The sequence below is a fragment of the Haloferula sp. BvORR071 genome (genome assembly GCF_000739615.1).
In the GTDB taxonomy this organism is placed as follows: Bacteria; Verrucomicrobiota; Verrucomicrobiia; order Verrucomicrobiales; family Akkermansiaceae; genus Haloferula.
Genome location: NZ_BATP01000003.1, coordinates 203,818 through 218,657, shown reverse-complemented (window position 1 = coordinate 218,657; position 14,840 = coordinate 203,818). Strand labels below are relative to the sequence as shown.

The following is a 14,840-nucleotide window of genomic DNA, read 5'->3' as shown; positions in this document are numbered from 1 at the left end:
TGTTCAGGCATCATCCGCAGATATTTCCCAGCGCTCTTCCGCGAAGGGAGGCGGCACCGGCTTGCCGACCTCAGCCACGAAGCCCGATTTGCCCTGATACCAGTCAGCAGGCTGGAGCTGCGAGAGGAAGACCTCGCCTCGGATCACCTCGCCCTTCGATGAGGTCCAGCTCACCATGCCGAGAGCTCCGGAAATATCCTCCACCTTCAGCAGCCCCGGGAAGCCGGGCATCCGCACCGTATCACCGATTTTCACTTGCATGGCAGGGTGGGGAGTTGCGCCCGGAGAGCAGGATGCTTCCTCCGGGCTGGCTGCCTCCTCCATCGCGCCATCCACCACGCCCGTCAATCCGCTTTCCGTGGTAGGGAGACCTCGGGTCGCGCGCTTACACGCAAGCCCTTCGATTGGAATGGCATGCCTTCAGGAATCTGACAGTCTGCCCGACGATGAAAACACCCCATGCCCTCGGCTTGGTGCTAGTGGCGATCGCCGCCACCGTCGCGATCGAAGAATCCCGCATCGCCTCCCTCCGTGGCTCGCTCGCGTCAGCGACGGCCAACGCCGCGTCCGTCGCCTCCCCGGCGTCCTCTCCACCCTCCCCAAACCCAGCAGCAAAAGATCCATCCCCCGCAACCCGTACCGCGAAGACCGATCGAGCGGCCAAATCCGACTCGCCCAAACCGGCGGACGAGAAGGATGGCCCCGAGGATTTCTCCAAGACGGTGCGCAAGATGTGGGACAATCCCGCCGGCAAGGCGATGATGAACCAAGGCGTCAAGATCGCCGTGGCCATGATGTATGAGGACTACCTCGGTGGCCTCAGCCTGAGCAAGGAGGAGAGCGACTACTTCAAGAATCTCCTCGGCAAGGACATCTCCGACCAGCAGGAACTCGGCATGAAGATGATGGGCGGCGGTGTGGACATGAAGGAGCTCCAAGCCGAAATGGACAAGCGCAAGGCTAGCAACGAAGGCGAGATCAAGGCCTTCCTCAATGACGACGAGGACTTCAAGAACTACACCGCCTACCGTGACCGCTTGCCGGAGCGCCAGCAACTCGAGGGCATCCGCGCCACGATGAACAGCAAGAGCGCCAGCCTCGACGCGGCTACCGAGCAGAAGCTGATCGACGCGATGTATACCGCCCGCACCCAGTCTGATGCGCCGGACTACTCCGGCCCCAAGGCCTTCGAGGAGCTGTCCAAAGGCAACCTCGAGGAGAACTTCGAATCCGGCTGGCAAAAACAGGATGCCAAGCTCACCGCCGAGACCGCCAAGATCCTCAACCCCGAGCAGCAAGCTGCCTTCCTGGAATACCGCAAGCAGGCCAAGGAAATGCAGCTCATGGGAATCAAGATGGCCCAGCAGATGATGTCCGGGAAGAAGGACAAGTGAAGCCATCCCATTCTCACGGCACTCCCATCTTCCGCTTCAGCGCATTCACCTTCTCGTCCAGTTCGCTCACTGCATCCGCGAGCGTCGCCAGCCCCTGCGCTTGGCGCTGCAGCCCCGCGAGCATATCCGTGAGGACAGACGGATCCAGCCGCCCGAGGTTCATCACGCCATTGAATGCTCCCTGGAGCCGCCCTTCCGCCCCCCGGAAATCCTGCGCTGCCCGTTGCGTTTTGTCAGACATGGGATGATGGGATTGGGTTAAGGTGAATTCAACCTGCTAGGATGCGCCATTCCCCGCGGGAAACAAGGAGGAATCGGCCGAAGCCAAACCCGATGCCATTCGACAGCGGAAATTTTCGCGCCGAGTGTCCATCCGGTCGCGACTGCTTCGTCGCTTGCTTGAGTTCCATCCATCACCACCACCACCGCGCCATGCCACTCTCCAAGTTAAGCCCCTGCCTCTGGTTCGATAGCAATGCCGAGGAAGCCGTGAAGTTCTACACCTCGATCTTCAAGAACTCGAAGATCGGGGACATCGGCTACTATGGCGAGGCCGGACGAGAGCACCACGGCCGCGAACCCGGCAGCGTCTGCGCCATTTACTTCGAGCTCGATGGCCAATCCTTCACTGCGCTCAACGGCGGCCCGCTCTTCAAGTTCAACGAGGCCATCTCCCTCCAGATCGACTGCGCCGACCAAGCCGAAGTGGACTACTACTGGGAGAAGCTGAATGAAGGTGGCGACCCCTCCTGCCAGGCTTGCGGCTGGCTGAAGGACAAGTTCGGAGTATCCTGGCAAGTCGTCCCCAGCATGCTCCCCAAACTCTTCGTGGACCCCGATACCGTGGCATCCCAGCGCATGCTCACTGTCATGCATGAGATGAAGAAACTGGACATCGCCAAGCTCCAAGCCGCCTTCGACGGCCGCTAGCCGAGCACTCAATCCGGCACGAATCCCGTCTGCTCTGCGAGCTTCTTGCCTTCCTCACCGGTCGCGAAGGCCAAGAACTCCTTCACCGCAGCTGACGCATCTTCCCGCGAGTAGTAGTAGCACACGCGGCTGTAGGCGTATTTCTTCGCATTGGCGGCTATCGGCTCGATATCGTCGATCACCACGCCGCGGACGTTTGCATCCTTCATCACGGAGGCCAGCCCCACGTAGCCGATTCCGTTTTTGTTCGCGCCCACCTCTTGCACCACCTGCTCGGTGCCGGCCATCTTCTGGGCGCTGGGCGCATAGTCCTTGCCATTCATCGCCATCGCCTGCCAGTCCTTGTAGGTTCCGGAGGCGCTGTTGCGGGTGTAAATGGAGATGGCACCTGGCGCACCGCTGAGTTCGCTCCAGTCCTTCACCGCGCCCGTGAAAACCTTGGCCACCTCGGTCTTCTTCAGGGCCTTCAACTTGTTGGCCTTGTTCACGACCACCACGATCATGTCGTGGCAGGCCACTGTCTCCACCAGCTTGATGCCCTTTGCCTGTGCTGCTGCTAGCTCCGCCGGCGTCGCCTTGCGCGACGACATCCCGAGATCCGCCGTGCCATTGACTAGGGCAGGGAAGGCCACCGCGGATCCCTCGGCGGACAATTCGAAATCGATGCCCGGGTGCTTCGCCCGGTAGCTCTCGTTGAGCCGCGGCATCAGCTTCGCCCCCAGCGTATCGGAGCCCTTGATCCGGATTACCTCAGCCCCCGCCAGACCAATCATCGCCACTCCCGCCAGAATCTGAGCCGCCAACTTCATCCCGGCACATTCTCCTGTAATCTCTCTTCTTCAAGTGGCTCGCCGTGACAAATCCGCCATGCCGTCCCTCAGCCCCGGCACATTTACTCCGACTTTACTCAACTCGAACCGTCCGCCGTGCTAAGGCTTCAGGCAATCCATGAAGCTACTTCTCTCCGCCATCTTCTCCGGCGCATGCGTCGCGCTGGCACCCGCAGCAGAGCAGAAAGAGCCTGCTGAGTATCAGCAGGCAGTGGTCGAGGCTTCATCGGAATATCAGGCCGCCGCACTCGCGAAGCTGATCGACCAAGGGCAACCGCCTGCTCCAGTGCAAGCCCCCCTTTTCGGGCCACAGATCAAACCGGAGATCCCCCAATCCCGACGGGAGAAAGCCGAAGCAGCCTTCCGCGCCATCCTCATTCGCTTCCAACTCAGCCCCACCGACCAGCCACCCGAATTCGAGGACCGCGGCACCGAGCTCGCAGTCACCCAGAGAGACAAGGAGAACAAAACCTTTCTCTCGATAGGCTTCGATGCGGAGAACCAACCGGTATCGATCTACTTCTCCGACGCACGCCTGCCACTGTCAGGCAACCGCATCACCACCCCGGAGAAATTCGCCGAGTACGCCGCCGATTGCTACCTGCGCGCCTTCGGCTTCAAGCCCGTGGGCGACCTTGAGATCGACCACATCAACGCCGGCCCCGAAGGACTCACAGGCGCTTCGGATCTCACTTGGACTCCACTCCCCGAAGGCATCCCCATGAAGACCTACGCCAACCTCGGCGCCTCTCTAGATGGGTTCGGCAGATGGACTCTCTCCTGTCACCGCGGCCCGACTGCAACCGAAGTCGCCGACATCGCGACCCTCATCCAGACTTACCCCACCACGATCACCGAAGCCCGGGCCGTCGCCATCGCCTGGAAAAACTGGAAGGCAGTCCGCGACGTCCGCTACGAAAATGGCAGCTTTCGGCTCTGGTCCAAGCTCCGGGAACTCGCCCCCGACGAGATCAAGCCGTGGAGTGGCATCGAACATGGCGGCTTTTCCGAGCAGCAAGCATGGCTCCCCGCCGAGCCTCCATTGCAGCCCCTCGATCCGGTTGCCTATGAGATCACCATGTCTGAGGGCCTCTTCACCGCCCACGCCATCATCGACCGCCGCAGCGGCAAAATCCTGCGCCTCAGCCACGCCCGCATGCAGTGGTGAGGGCAGGGGCCCTCGCATCAACCCCCTCCCGCCAGCCGCACCGCTACCGAGCAGCCATAGCGCTCGAAGCCCAGGGCCCGCGCGATCGCCACCGATGGCGCATTCGCCTCCAGCGTCCGGTACTGTGGCAGCAGCCCCGCTCTCAAAGCCCGCGCCGCCAGATGCGCCACCGCCGCACGACCATAACCACGCCCGCGATATCCCGGATGCGCCACGATCGAAATGTGCGCGATCTCCTCCGACCAAATCTCATATCCCGCCAGCGCCGCGATCTCACCATCCTCCGCAAAAGCAGCGGAGCAGGGGACCTCGCCCGCCTCACTCCCACCGTGATCCCACTCCTCTGGATCACACGCCAGCCGCAAGCGTTCCACCGCCGCCAGATCCGCCTCTGACAAATTCCGCACACCCTCCATCTCCGGCACCGCTCCCGCATAGCCGATGTAGGCCGGCCCGATCACCCGGAAGCCAGCATCCCGAAAATACCCGGCCCAAGCCCTCGGATCAAGGGCAGGGGACCACTCAGGCAGACGCCGTTGGAGAGCCTCGAAACGATCTCCCGGCAGCGAAACCATCACTCGCCCCTCGCGGAACAACGCGAAGATCCCATCGTAATCCGCCAGCGCCTCGGCATGTCGGACCAGCATCAATTCCTCCGCGAACATCCCTTCCGGATCGATGCCGAATTCACTCGCCCAATGACGGTTCGCGATCCCGACTGCCGAGTCCGAAAGCATGGCTGAAATAAGCAGAGGGGAACCGCGAAGGGAAAGCTCGAACGGTTAGGCCAAAGGCTCCGCGTTCAGACCCCTGTTAGATCCTGGGCTGCCAGATCCGCCCCGCAGTTCCAACAAATCTCGAAACTCCCCGGATTCATCTCTCCACAGGCCGCGCATTTCCGCTCCGCGACCGGAGCCTCTGCCGCCTCCTGCTGGTTTTCGCGAATCAGCGCCACCGCCTTCTCCAGATCCTCATCATTCACCACGCATAGCACCGGCATGAATGCCGGAATCGGTGCCTCCAACTGCGACAGATTTTCGTTGCGGATGAAGGTCGGAATCCCCGCCGCCTCCAGCAAGGACTGGTAACGGCTCAGTGCCACCTGATTGCGCTCGCGGAATAGCTCTTTCATCGCTGCTGCACCCCTAAGCCCGGCACCGCCGCCTGTCGAACGAAACGAAACACCCGCAGTGCTCCCATTTGCGGCCCCGCCGCTCTCGGAGCGCGCGCGGGCAGCACCGCTTCTCGACGGACCCCGGTAGGGCGCGCTGGCCTCAGCGCGCCGCGTGCGATGTCGGGATCTCCCACAATCCATCAACCAAGAGAAAATCCGCGTGGATCGCCCAAGGCGGCCTGAAGCCAGACCACCCTTAACCGAATGCCATCCAAATCTCAGACAGCCTCAACACCCCGGGATCTCGACGGATGCCAGGGGCAGGGGCCTCCAAGAGCAAGAATCGAAATCTGCCTGCGGTATTAACACCAAGATCCTCCACCCACACACGCTCGCCTAACCGATCTGACCTGACCTCGCCATGACCCGCTATCATGTGCTGCCAATCGGCGCGCTTTCGCTTTGTTGCTCCGCGCTTGTCCTCAGTCCGCTTCATGCGGCCGAGGGCCATGAGACGAGCCTGGCGAAGCTCGATGCATGGCAGCCCGCAAACGGCTGGAGTGAAGTCGCTGCGGTGAAGCTCGATCCCGCCGACTCCTCGCGCTTTGTCGCCACTCACGGAGTCGGCGTGCTCTTGGCCTCGGGCAAGGAAGTGCCCTTCCTGCTGAGCAAGCAGCTGTATGGCGACGCCGAGATCCACGTGGAGTTCAACCTCCCCGCGCACTCGAACTCCGGCGTCTATGTGATGAGCAGCTACGAGGTCCAGATTTACGACAGCCATGGCGTCGCAAAGGACAAGTATCCGGCATCGAATGCGGCGGCATCTACCCGCAGTGGATCGGAGAGGCGAATGTGAACGGTCACTCGCCGCAGGTGAATGTCGCGTTGCATGCCGGCGAGTGGCAGACCTTCGACATCGTCTTCCGCGCCCCTCGATTCGACGCCCAAGGTCACAAGACCGCGCACGCCCGATTTGAAAAGGTCCTGCACAACGGCAAGCTCGTGCAGGAAAACATCGAGGTCCTAGGCCCCACCCACGGCGGAGCGGAGGAATCCACAACCGGAACGGGCCCGCTATGCCTGCAAGGCGACCACGGCGTGGTGGCCTACCGGAATATCACCATCAAGCAGCTCGCCCCGCGCCCCTGAGCTTGATCGGCCAGCTTCATAAGGAGCCAAGGGGAGAAGGCGGGCGGGGTGGCCTCGCGCTCAGCCCTGCCTACTTTCTCGACCGGCACGACGTCATCGGAGACGAGCCGGAAGGACATCGAGGGAAGCTGGCACGGATCGGTGCCGACGACATACAGCCAGGTCGCTTTGTGGCCGCGGTGGCCGAACCACGATTGATGCACGGGCAGGATGAAGCCGCCGAAATCGTCACCAAGGCCGGGCAGGGGCAATGCCTGATCGGCCCACAGCTGGGAGTACGCCGGATGCTCAAGAACGCCACCACAGCGGCGGACCTCGGCCACAGCAAAACGGGCCTGCTCGATTTCATCGGGCCGCGGCTTGGCGTTGTGGCGGAGCTTGCCCCATGCACGGCAAGGCGGATGGCAGACCACCGGCAAGCGGCCGGCACAAATCCGGGCATCGCGCCGGATGTCCCAGACATCACAGCCAGGGCAATCGCTATAGTTTGTCCGCCGACGGGCGAACAAGATAGCGACCCGAAGCGGGTCTGATCCACGGCGCGGGCTAACCTCTGCGCTGCCATGTTCTGGCTTTTCGCTCCTCATTCCCACGCAGTGGATAGACCCCGGCCAGGAGCATACTTCGGATTATTCTTACAGTGGATTCCGCGCCCGTTGCCTTGTGCTGCGGCCCCTTACTTTTCATTCGGCTTGCTACACCGACCGGCTTACTACACTGGATGACCGATGGCCACATGCGCGACTACAATCGTCCGCTTCGAGGCCAAGCGGATTATCTTCCGAGAATAGCAGCCGAAACAAATTCCCTTAATTCACGGAGCTCACCATCGGCTGCAAGATCCTTTCGAGACAGAACTTCGCCGACCCACCTCTCACCGTGCTTCCCGACCGATTTACAATAGGCCTCAACCTCACCGTTTGGAAGAACCCAAATACCCCACTTAGACAACAGTTGGATTACGTCGACACATCGCTGATAATCATCCCCGCGAAGCATCCCTATTCCATGAGACTTGGCACCTTTCCATAGGGAGGGTGTTTTCAAAACCTCAACCAAGGCAGACCTAATTTTCTTATCGAAGGGGCCGTCGCCTGCACTGTCGAATACCTCTTCCAGTTCGGTTTTCACTTGAGCCCTTGTTCTTTTAGCGTTGGACGATTGCATCGCGGCCCCGATGCGTTTCAGGGGCTCAAGGATCTCGCCAAAATTTCCCCCCATCGTTGAAACGAGCCGCTCGACGTCTCCCAGATCACGGAGGAAGTCGAAATCTACAATTGCGATCGCCGTAACACCAATTCGCTGGAGGGCGGCGGCTACGACGGGCATTCTTTGCTTCCCGCCGCAGTGCGTGAACATCAGGTCCGGACTTCGTGCGTCTGCTGGCGTGATAGCCTCCACGATGGCCGCGAAAATCCGGCAATCGGTATCCGATTCGCAAACAACGACCTTCTCATGAAAGAGACCCTCCAAAATATTAGAATGACGAAGGAGTGAATCCCGCCCACCTCGCTGATCCCGGCGGAATCGAGCTGATTCACATAATCTGATCTACTGCGATCCAGCCTCACGACCTTCACCCGTTCAGGAGCAGCTTGGAGAAGCCCTTTAAGGAAATCTGCGCTGTGCGTAGCAACGAAAATCTGACGGTCCTGCGGTGTCTTCTGACCGACAAGCTTCCCCAGAATGCGAGCCTGAGGGGGATGAAGGAATGCCTCAGGCTCATCGATAAGCACTAAAAACCTTCGCTGGACTAGGACGTACAGAAGCGTGCCCATGAAGGACCTCATTCCATCACCCTGATGGTCCACTCGAGGTAGCTTGGAAAGGGCCGCACCTACCGCCGCCAAATCGTAGGCATCAACCTTGGGCAGCTCCTCCTTTTCTCCAATTACAAGTGTTACCTGTGATCCAGCTGCTTGATTCACAATGATCCCGCTTCCAAACGCCTCGTTGAAGGCCTTTGATAACGTTTCAGCGATCTTTGCATCCTTAGCCATTACGTGAATCGGATGTTTTGGCGCTTCCTCGTGAGTGAGGATGGAAGGCGGCGGATTGGCTGCGTTCAGCTTTTCCTCAGTGGAGAGGTAAGCGACAAAGAAGCTAGACAGCATGCTCAGCATCGATGGCTGATCCTTATGATTCACCCGTTGCCAAGTGGCGGCGATGTGGCTGACGTGAATAGAATGCCCCAACGAATCATAGTTCAGGCCTCCGGCGGAATCGATTCTCCTAGTGGTGTTCTCCTCAAACCACGCCAGAACATCCTCTTCGGCACCAGCCGTCGTAGCCCACACGCTAGAAAGGTTGCGGCTCGGCACAGCACTGTTCTTCAACTTACCGGAAATGCTCCTCAAGGCCTCACTTTTGCCCGAATTATTGGGGCCGACGAAGACTACAATACCAGCGGGCGGAACCTCCACTTGATCGCCAGAAAGGAAATCCAACCTTGAGATTTGTATATCGATCATAAGGGCCGAAAAAAGCCCCGGGTGGTAGCAACACCCCGAGGCGGAAAGGAACACAACAAGACCCACGGGCGTGAGACCTTGCAGCGATGGCGGTTCATTACCAGCCACTCCGAGAGGGGGCAAACGGAATCCACAGATAGCTGGAAAGCGTCAAACACGATTCCGCATTACATGCATTGTAACAAGTTAATTGCGATTCCAATTGGATGACCACGAGGCCTCGGAAGCCCAGAAATCCAAGGATCCCAGCCATCTGGATCTCACTTGAGCCTCCTTGAACCAGAGCCCCGATCTAGCCTTCATCGCAGCAAGCTCTCCATGTCCTCGGCGGTCCAGTTCTGCGGCACCGCCTCATCCTCACCGCCACCAGTCGCCGCGTTGATCACCGCGCGCTTCTGATCCTGCATTCGCCGCACGCGTTCCTCCACAGTTCCTCGGGTGAGCAGCCGGTAAACCGTCACCGGACGACTCTGGCCGATCCGGTGTGCCCGGTCGGTCGCTTGGGCCTCGACCGCCGGATTCCACCAGGGATCCATGTGGATCACCGCATCGGCCGCGGTCAGGTTCAGGCCGTAGCCGCCAGCCTTCAGGCTGATCAGGAAGACCGCAGCACCGGGCGCGGCTTGGAAGGCATTCACCAGATTCTGGCGCTTTTGGGTGCTCCCATCGATGCGAAAAACCTGCGAATAAGCCTTCGGAAGTCGCTCCTCAATTCGACGTAAATTCGTAGCAAATTGACTGAATACCAGTGTTTTTAGGCCGTTCTCAGCGCGTTCTTCCAATAGAGCCAACAAGCGTTCGATTTTAACCGCTGTTTGCTTCTCTTGTTTCTCCAGATCCAGCAGCCCCGGATCCACGCAAACCTGCCTCAGTCGCAACAGCAGCGTCAGCAAATGCATCCGCCCGGCACCTTCGCCCTGCTTGTCGCGGACCCGCTCGAGTTCCTCTAGACCGGCCCGCGCCAGGCTCCCATAGAGCGCCGCTTGGTCGTCCGCGAGGTCCAGCCATTCATCGATGACCACCTTGTCCGGCAGATCCGTGGCGACCTGATCCTTGGTCCGACGCAGGACGAAGGGCGAAACCCGCAGCCGCAGGCGCTGTAGTAATCCTGGTGCGGCCGCAGCGCCGCCACCAGCCGATGCTGGTGCCTCGTAGCGCTCCTTGAAGTCCTGGCGATTGCCCAGATAGCCCGGCGCAATGAATCGGAAGATCGACCACAGGTCCTGCATCCGGTTTTCCACCGGCGTCCCGGTCAGTGCCAGCCGCGCTTTAGCCTTCAGCTTCACCAGCGCCTTGCTCAGCTCCGCGTCCGGATTCCGCAGCAGGCTCGCCTCATCCGCCACGATCAGCCGGTATTCCCTCCCCAAGTGGAATGCGAGGTCCCGGACCAAGGTTCCATAACTTGTGACAACAACATCCACCCCGTCACTGCGCTCCCGCAACTTGTCCCGGCTTGGACCATGGAAAAGCAGCGTCTCCAGTCCCGGTGCGAAACGTTTGAATTCCGCCATCCAGTTCCCCAGCAGCGAGGTCGGCGCAACCACCAGATAAGTCTGCTTGGCCTCCGGCTCAGAGTGCTTGAAATGGTTGATGGAAGCGATGGTTTGCAGGGTCTTTCCCAGCCCCATTTCGTCTGCCAGAAGCGCCCCTCCGAGGCGTTGCAAACGCTCCGCCAACCACGCCGATCCCTGCTCCTGGTAGGGTCTCAAACTCGCGTTTAACCCAAGATTTGGGAGGGTCTTAAATTGAAGGTTATTTCCAGATCCCGGTAAATTGCTACCTAGTGGATTAGCTAGAATTTCACGGAGATTCTGTAACAGCAGCGAAGAAGCCCCCGAAAGCTGGAATGGCTCATCCGGACGTCCGATTCCGAGCTCCTCCACTAGTGGCTGGACCAGTTCCTCACAGCTTTTGCTCACCACCAACTCAGCCCCGCTCGCCAGCCTCACACTGCGCTTACCACCCCGCAGAATACGCCGGATTTCCGGCCCCGGAATCCGCTTTCCACCGGTGGTCTGGAAGGACAATTCAAACACCAGCGACTGGCTCGGGTCTCCCCGTTCCTGAATGTCTGGTCGCACAATGTGGACCCTTGAAGTCGCCGTGGTGAAACGTTCGTTCTTCCTCAGAGTCCAGATCGTCTCTAGTAGGGGCAGCCCGTCCGCCAGCAGACCGAAGATCTCCTCCCGCCCCCGCATCCGGAACCTCGCCGGATCCGATCCCGCGCTGAAGCCGAGGCCCAGCAAGCGGGCCCTAGCCGAGGCCTCCGCCGTCATGCTCCGGGCCTGCAGGTGGCCATCCGGAGCCAGCCGTGGCAATCCGGGAATCGCTTCGCCCTCCGGTGGCAGCGCCCTAGCTGAGAGCCCCGGATAGCGGACCTTCAGCACCACCTCGACCAGCTCCAGAGAGCCGTCGATCTCCAGCTCGAAGTCCGGCTGAGCGCCCGCCAGCCTTAGCTCGCCGAGCCAACCCGGCGGCGGCGATTCAAACAAATCCGACCACGAATCGAAGCCAGCCAGAAAGCGATCCAAGGGCAGGGCCAAACGCCGCTTCGCGAAAAGCTCCGCCGCCTGCTCATGCCAAGCCGGATCCGCAGACTGCGCCGGCAAGCGCCGGATCCCTGCCGGACTGGCCAGCGCCGCCGCGTCACCCCAGAGCACCAGAGTGCCCGCCGGAAGCTCCGCCCCCAGCTCCAGAATGACCCGTTGACCCTCCAAGCGACTGAGCGCCAAGGGCAGGGGCTCAGCCACTTCACTGAAGACCCGCAGGAGGCCCTTACGCCCATCGATCTCCACCCGCGGGTGCCCCGCCACGAGATCCAAGAACTCCCCGATCTCCGGCCCACTCAGCCGCAGGTGCACCGCGGTCTCCGAGGCCGGGACCTTCCGGGTCTCCAACCAGCTCGAAATCAAACGATCCTGCTCCAGCAACGGCTCCTTTGCGACCGTCAGCCGCAGCGACAAGCGCCCGCCAGTCCATTCCGACTCGAAGCGGGGCGAGAGCCGGATTTCCCAAGCGCGCGGCGCACGCGCCAGCTGGGATGATCTCACCGAAACCGGCTCAGCCACAGCAACTTTGGACGCCGCCGGAGCCGCCAGCGCAGACAGCATCACCGCCACCGCATGGGCGCAGATTCCTCCAGTGGCGCGGTGTTCCGTGCACCCGCAAGTCACCCGCACATCGCTCGGTCCCGCGATCTTCACGGTCGGCCGCAGGTTCATTTTCCCTTCACGTAGAGTCCCTTGCAGGATCTCGCCCTGCCGCTTGAATCCGGAAATCCGCCCCTCTGCGGCCATCGCCTTGCCCTCCTTAAAGGGCTTCCAGCCGGTGAGTCCCCTCACCCAATCTTCCGTGATCTCCATGCGCTGCCTGGGACCTTAGCCAGCCACGCCGCCCGGGCGAATCGAAAAGGCCGCCCGGCGCTCCAATCCCGGCTAGCTTGAAGTATTGACAATCGCCATCGTTCCGTCCCATAAGCGAAACGCAATAAACCCATTCCGGCGCCTTGGGGTTCCGGTCATAAATTCCTCCTATGTAACCATATAGCAAACCCAAGCGATATGTACTACGTGATGATCAATGAAGAGGTGTCTGGGCCTCACGAAATGGATAAGATCGCAAGCATGCTCCAAGACGGCACCATCCTGCCGTTCACATTGGCGGTGGAAGAAGGCCACCAAAACTGGATGGCCTTGGACAAACTGGTCGATATCCGCATCGAGAAGGCGTCTTATCCTGTGTCCGGCGGGGACCTCCCCCCCGAGAAGGAACACCACGACGAACATCATCACGGGCCAAGCGGAATAAAGAAATGCCCCTTCTGCGGAACCAGGAAGATAAAATCTGTATCCAAGGAATTGAATTATTCCACCAGCATGCACCTGTTTTCCCCAAAAGTGTGCAAAACCTGCCATGCGATATGGACACCGAAAGTCCCAAAAGCCAGCGCCATGCAGGTGTTCTTTATCGGAATCGGCTGTATCGGTGCCGCCTCGGTGTTCCTCGCTCCCGAGATTGCCTATGTTGTCGGAGCCAAGACAAGCCGGATGGTGGCGCCAGGCCCCCTGCTGATTATCGGCTGGATCCTGAGCTGCATTATCTGCATCGGTGGCGGGGTCGCCGTCGCAAAATCCCTGCGCTATCTGAGATCCGAAAACGCCCGCGCCTTCAAGGTCCTGCGACACCCGCACTTGGTTTCCCACTAAAGTCGTAGAGTTCGCTCCCGCCCTCCTGTCTCTTCCTTTCAAGTTCTCCACCTCCTTGTCTTCCTCCTGCCTTCTCCTGTTAAAGAATCCGCCTTTTAGAAACCAGACCGGGAGCTCGCCCGCCTTGGTCCGGAGCCCCTGCGCTTGAACCGGCTGTCCCGCCGTTTCTCCCGGCTGTTCGGATTCCGCGCCCTTTCGCGTTTTCGCGGTCCATTCTTCCTCGCCCTCGACCAGCGGATCTGACCTCCCAGCACGAGTCTGAAAGGCATTTCAGTCTCGACACTTGGCGAGCGTTATCCTCGGCCTACACTGCTGCGCATGTCATCCAGCTACGGCCACGCATTCCGCATCCACACCTTCGGTGAATCGCACGGGGGCGGCGTCGGCGTGGTCATCGATGGCGTGCCGCCGCGGGTCCCGCTGACGGTGGAGGACATCCAGCACGAACTCGACCGCCGCCGCCCGGGCCAGAGCGAGATCGTCACCCCGCGCAAGGAAGCCGACCGCGCGGAGATCCTTTCCGGCGTGGTCGATGGCCTGACCCTCGGCACCCCGATCGCGGTGGTCGTCCGCAACGAGGACCAACGCCCCGGTGCCTATGACGAGATGGCGACCAAGTATCGGCCCTCCCACGCCGACTACACTTACGATGCCAAGTACGGCATCCGCGCCCTCTCCGGCGGTGGCCGCGCCTCGGCTCGCGAGACCATTGGCCGCGTGGCCGGTGCCGCCGTGGCCAAGAAGGTGCTCGATAAGCTTGCGCCCGGCATTGAGGTGCTGGCTTGGGTGAAGTCGATCCATGATCTCAATGCCACGGTCGATTCCTCCGCGGTCACTTCCCAGGACATCGAAAGCAACATCGTTCGTACCGGCGATCCCGCGATGGTAGAGCCGATGATCGAACGGATCAAGGCAGTGCGCGCCGAGGGCAACTCGGTCGGCGGCGTGGTGGAGTGCGTGATCCGCAATTGCCCGCCAGGACTCGGCGAGCCGGTCTTCGACAAGCTGGAGGCGGAACTGGCCAAGGCAATGCTCTCGCTGCCGGCAACCAAGGGCTTCGAGATTGGGTCGGGCTTTGCCGGCACCTTGCTCACCGGTCGCGAGCACAATGATCCCTTCCGCATGGTCGAGGGCAAGGTCCGAACCACCAGCAACCGCTCCGGCGGCATCCAAGGTGGTATCAGCAACGGTGAGAACATCGTCTTCCGCGTCGCCTTCAAGCCGACCGCCACCATCATGACCTCGCAGGAAACCGTCACCAGCGGCGGCGAGAACACCGAGCTCGCCGGCCGCGGCCGGCACGATGCCTGCGTCCTCCCTCGCGCCGTCCCGATGGTCGAGGCCATGGCCGTGCTGGTCCTCTGCGATCACCTCCTGCGCCAGCGCGCCCAAGTCGGCGGCTTTCCCGCGCCGGAGCCGCAGGTGGTTCGGGCTGATATGGCAAAGAGCGATATTGATTCTTAACCGCGAAATGGCGCGAAATTTGAAGAGGGTGTTTGAGCTAGGCGCCCCTGATTTGTTGGCTGTTAGATTTCGCGCCCTTTCGCGTTTTTCGCGGTTTAATCTTCTACCCGAGCCA

Annotated in this window: 16 protein-coding genes; 7 read left to right on the top strand and 9 right to left on the bottom strand. The window is 60.8% G+C overall.

Annotated elements, in window-relative coordinates:
- Positions 1 to 3: 3 nt before the first annotated feature.
- Positions 4 to 261: a hypothetical protein gene (locus BV071_RS01810; protein ID WP_265593948.1), complete on the bottom strand. Its 258-nt coding sequence runs from the start codon at positions 259 to 261 to the stop codon at positions 4 to 6.
- Between the two features lie 185 nt (positions 262 to 446).
- Here BV071_RS01810 and BV071_RS01805 point away from each other — a divergent pair, with 185 nt between their 5' ends.
- Positions 447 to 1,394: a hypothetical protein gene (locus BV071_RS01805; RefSeq protein ID WP_035601283.1), complete on the top strand. Its 948-nt coding sequence runs from the start codon at positions 447 to 449 to the stop codon at positions 1,392 to 1,394.
- 13 nt (positions 1,395 to 1,407) lie between these two features.
- Here the strand turns inward: BV071_RS01805 and BV071_RS01800 are convergent, their stop codons facing one another.
- The gene (locus tag BV071_RS01800; protein ID WP_035601280.1) at positions 1,408 to 1,635 is read right to left on the bottom strand and encodes a hypothetical protein; all 228 of its coding nucleotides are present in this window, start codon (positions 1,633 to 1,635) and stop codon (positions 1,408 to 1,410) included.
- 191 nt (positions 1,636 to 1,826) lie between these two features.
- Here BV071_RS01800 and BV071_RS01795 point away from each other — a divergent pair, with 191 nt between their 5' ends.
- Positions 1,827 to 2,324, top strand: a complete 498-nt coding sequence (locus BV071_RS01795) for a VOC family protein (RefSeq protein WP_035601277.1) — start codon at positions 1,827 to 1,829, stop codon at positions 2,322 to 2,324.
- 8 nt (positions 2,325 to 2,332) lie between these two features.
- Here the strand turns inward: BV071_RS01795 and BV071_RS01790 are convergent, their stop codons facing one another.
- Entirely contained in the window at positions 2,333 to 3,133 is an 801-nt protein-coding gene (locus BV071_RS01790; protein ID WP_035601275.1) for a PstS family phosphate ABC transporter substrate-binding protein, read from the bottom strand.
- Between the two features lie 139 nt (positions 3,134 to 3,272).
- On the opposite strand from BV071_RS01790, the gene BV071_RS01785 reads away from it, so the two are divergent.
- The gene (locus BV071_RS01785) at positions 3,273 to 4,322 is read left to right on the top strand and encodes a hypothetical protein (RefSeq protein ID WP_035601272.1); all 1,050 of its coding nucleotides are present in this window, start codon (positions 3,273 to 3,275) and stop codon (positions 4,320 to 4,322) included.
- A 17-nt stretch (positions 4,323 to 4,339) separates the two neighbouring features.
- On the opposite strand, the gene BV071_RS01780 is transcribed toward BV071_RS01785, so the two are convergent.
- Both BV071_RS01780 and BV071_RS35070 read right to left on the bottom strand, forming a co-directional pair.
- Entirely contained in the window at positions 4,340 to 5,059 is a 720-nt protein-coding gene (locus BV071_RS01780; RefSeq protein ID WP_035601269.1) for a GNAT family N-acetyltransferase, read from the bottom strand.
- 65 nt (positions 5,060 to 5,124) lie between these two features.
- On the bottom strand, positions 5,125 to 5,454 hold the full coding sequence (locus tag BV071_RS35070; RefSeq protein WP_052572756.1) for a DUF2007 domain-containing protein: 330 nt from the start codon (positions 5,452 to 5,454) through the stop codon (positions 5,125 to 5,127).
- A 403-nt stretch (positions 5,455 to 5,857) separates the two neighbouring features.
- Here BV071_RS35070 and BV071_RS32325 point away from each other — a divergent pair, with 403 nt between their 5' ends.
- Both BV071_RS32325 and BV071_RS32320 read left to right on the top strand, forming a co-directional pair.
- Positions 5,858 to 6,292, top strand: a complete 435-nt coding sequence (locus tag BV071_RS32325) for a family 16 glycoside hydrolase (RefSeq protein WP_052572755.1) — start codon at positions 5,858 to 5,860, stop codon at positions 6,290 to 6,292.
- The gene (locus tag BV071_RS32320; RefSeq protein WP_052572754.1) at positions 6,289 to 6,585 is read left to right on the top strand and encodes a DUF1080 domain-containing protein; all 297 of its coding nucleotides are present in this window, start codon (positions 6,289 to 6,291) and stop codon (positions 6,583 to 6,585) included. The genes BV071_RS32325 and BV071_RS32320 overlap by 4 nt, the downstream gene beginning before the upstream one ends.
- Here BV071_RS32320 and BV071_RS34145 read toward each other — a convergent pair.
- From BV071_RS34145 to BV071_RS32315, 4 genes are all read right to left on the bottom strand, one after another.
- Complete coding sequence (locus BV071_RS34145) at positions 6,543 to 6,998, bottom strand: hypothetical protein (RefSeq protein WP_343123396.1); 456 nt, start codon at positions 6,996 to 6,998, stop codon at positions 6,543 to 6,545. The genes BV071_RS32320 and BV071_RS34145 overlap by 43 nt on opposite strands.
- Positions 6,999 to 7,359: 361 nt before the next feature.
- Positions 7,360 to 8,058 carry a TOPRIM nucleotidyl transferase/hydrolase domain-containing protein gene (locus BV071_RS01760; RefSeq protein ID WP_343123394.1) on the bottom strand — a complete coding sequence of 233 codons (699 nt, stop codon included), beginning with the start codon at positions 8,056 to 8,058 and terminating at the stop codon, positions 7,360 to 7,362.
- Positions 7,944 to 9,056, bottom strand: a complete 1,113-nt coding sequence (locus BV071_RS01755; protein WP_035601262.1) for an AAA family ATPase — start codon at positions 9,054 to 9,056, stop codon at positions 7,944 to 7,946. Before BV071_RS01755 ends, BV071_RS01760 begins: the two co-directional genes overlap by 115 nt.
- A gap of 299 nt (positions 9,057 to 9,355) precedes the next feature.
- Positions 9,356 to 12,418 carry a DEAD/DEAH box helicase gene (locus tag BV071_RS32315; RefSeq protein WP_052572753.1) on the bottom strand — a complete coding sequence of 1,021 codons (3,063 nt, stop codon included), beginning with the start codon at positions 12,416 to 12,418 and terminating at the stop codon, positions 9,356 to 9,358.
- 198 nt (positions 12,419 to 12,616) lie between these two features.
- On the opposite strand from BV071_RS32315, the gene BV071_RS01745 reads away from it, so the two are divergent.
- Together BV071_RS01745 and aroC are read left to right on the top strand one after the other, a co-directional pair.
- On the top strand, positions 12,617 to 13,261 hold the full coding sequence (locus tag BV071_RS01745; protein WP_035601261.1) for a GYF domain-containing protein: 645 nt from the start codon (positions 12,617 to 12,619) through the stop codon (positions 13,259 to 13,261).
- 318 nt (positions 13,262 to 13,579) lie between these two features.
- Complete coding sequence (aroC, locus tag BV071_RS01740) at positions 13,580 to 14,725, top strand: chorismate synthase (protein ID WP_081885724.1); 1,146 nt, start codon at positions 13,580 to 13,582, stop codon at positions 14,723 to 14,725.
- The last annotated feature ends 115 nt before the right edge of the window (positions 14,726 to 14,840 follow it).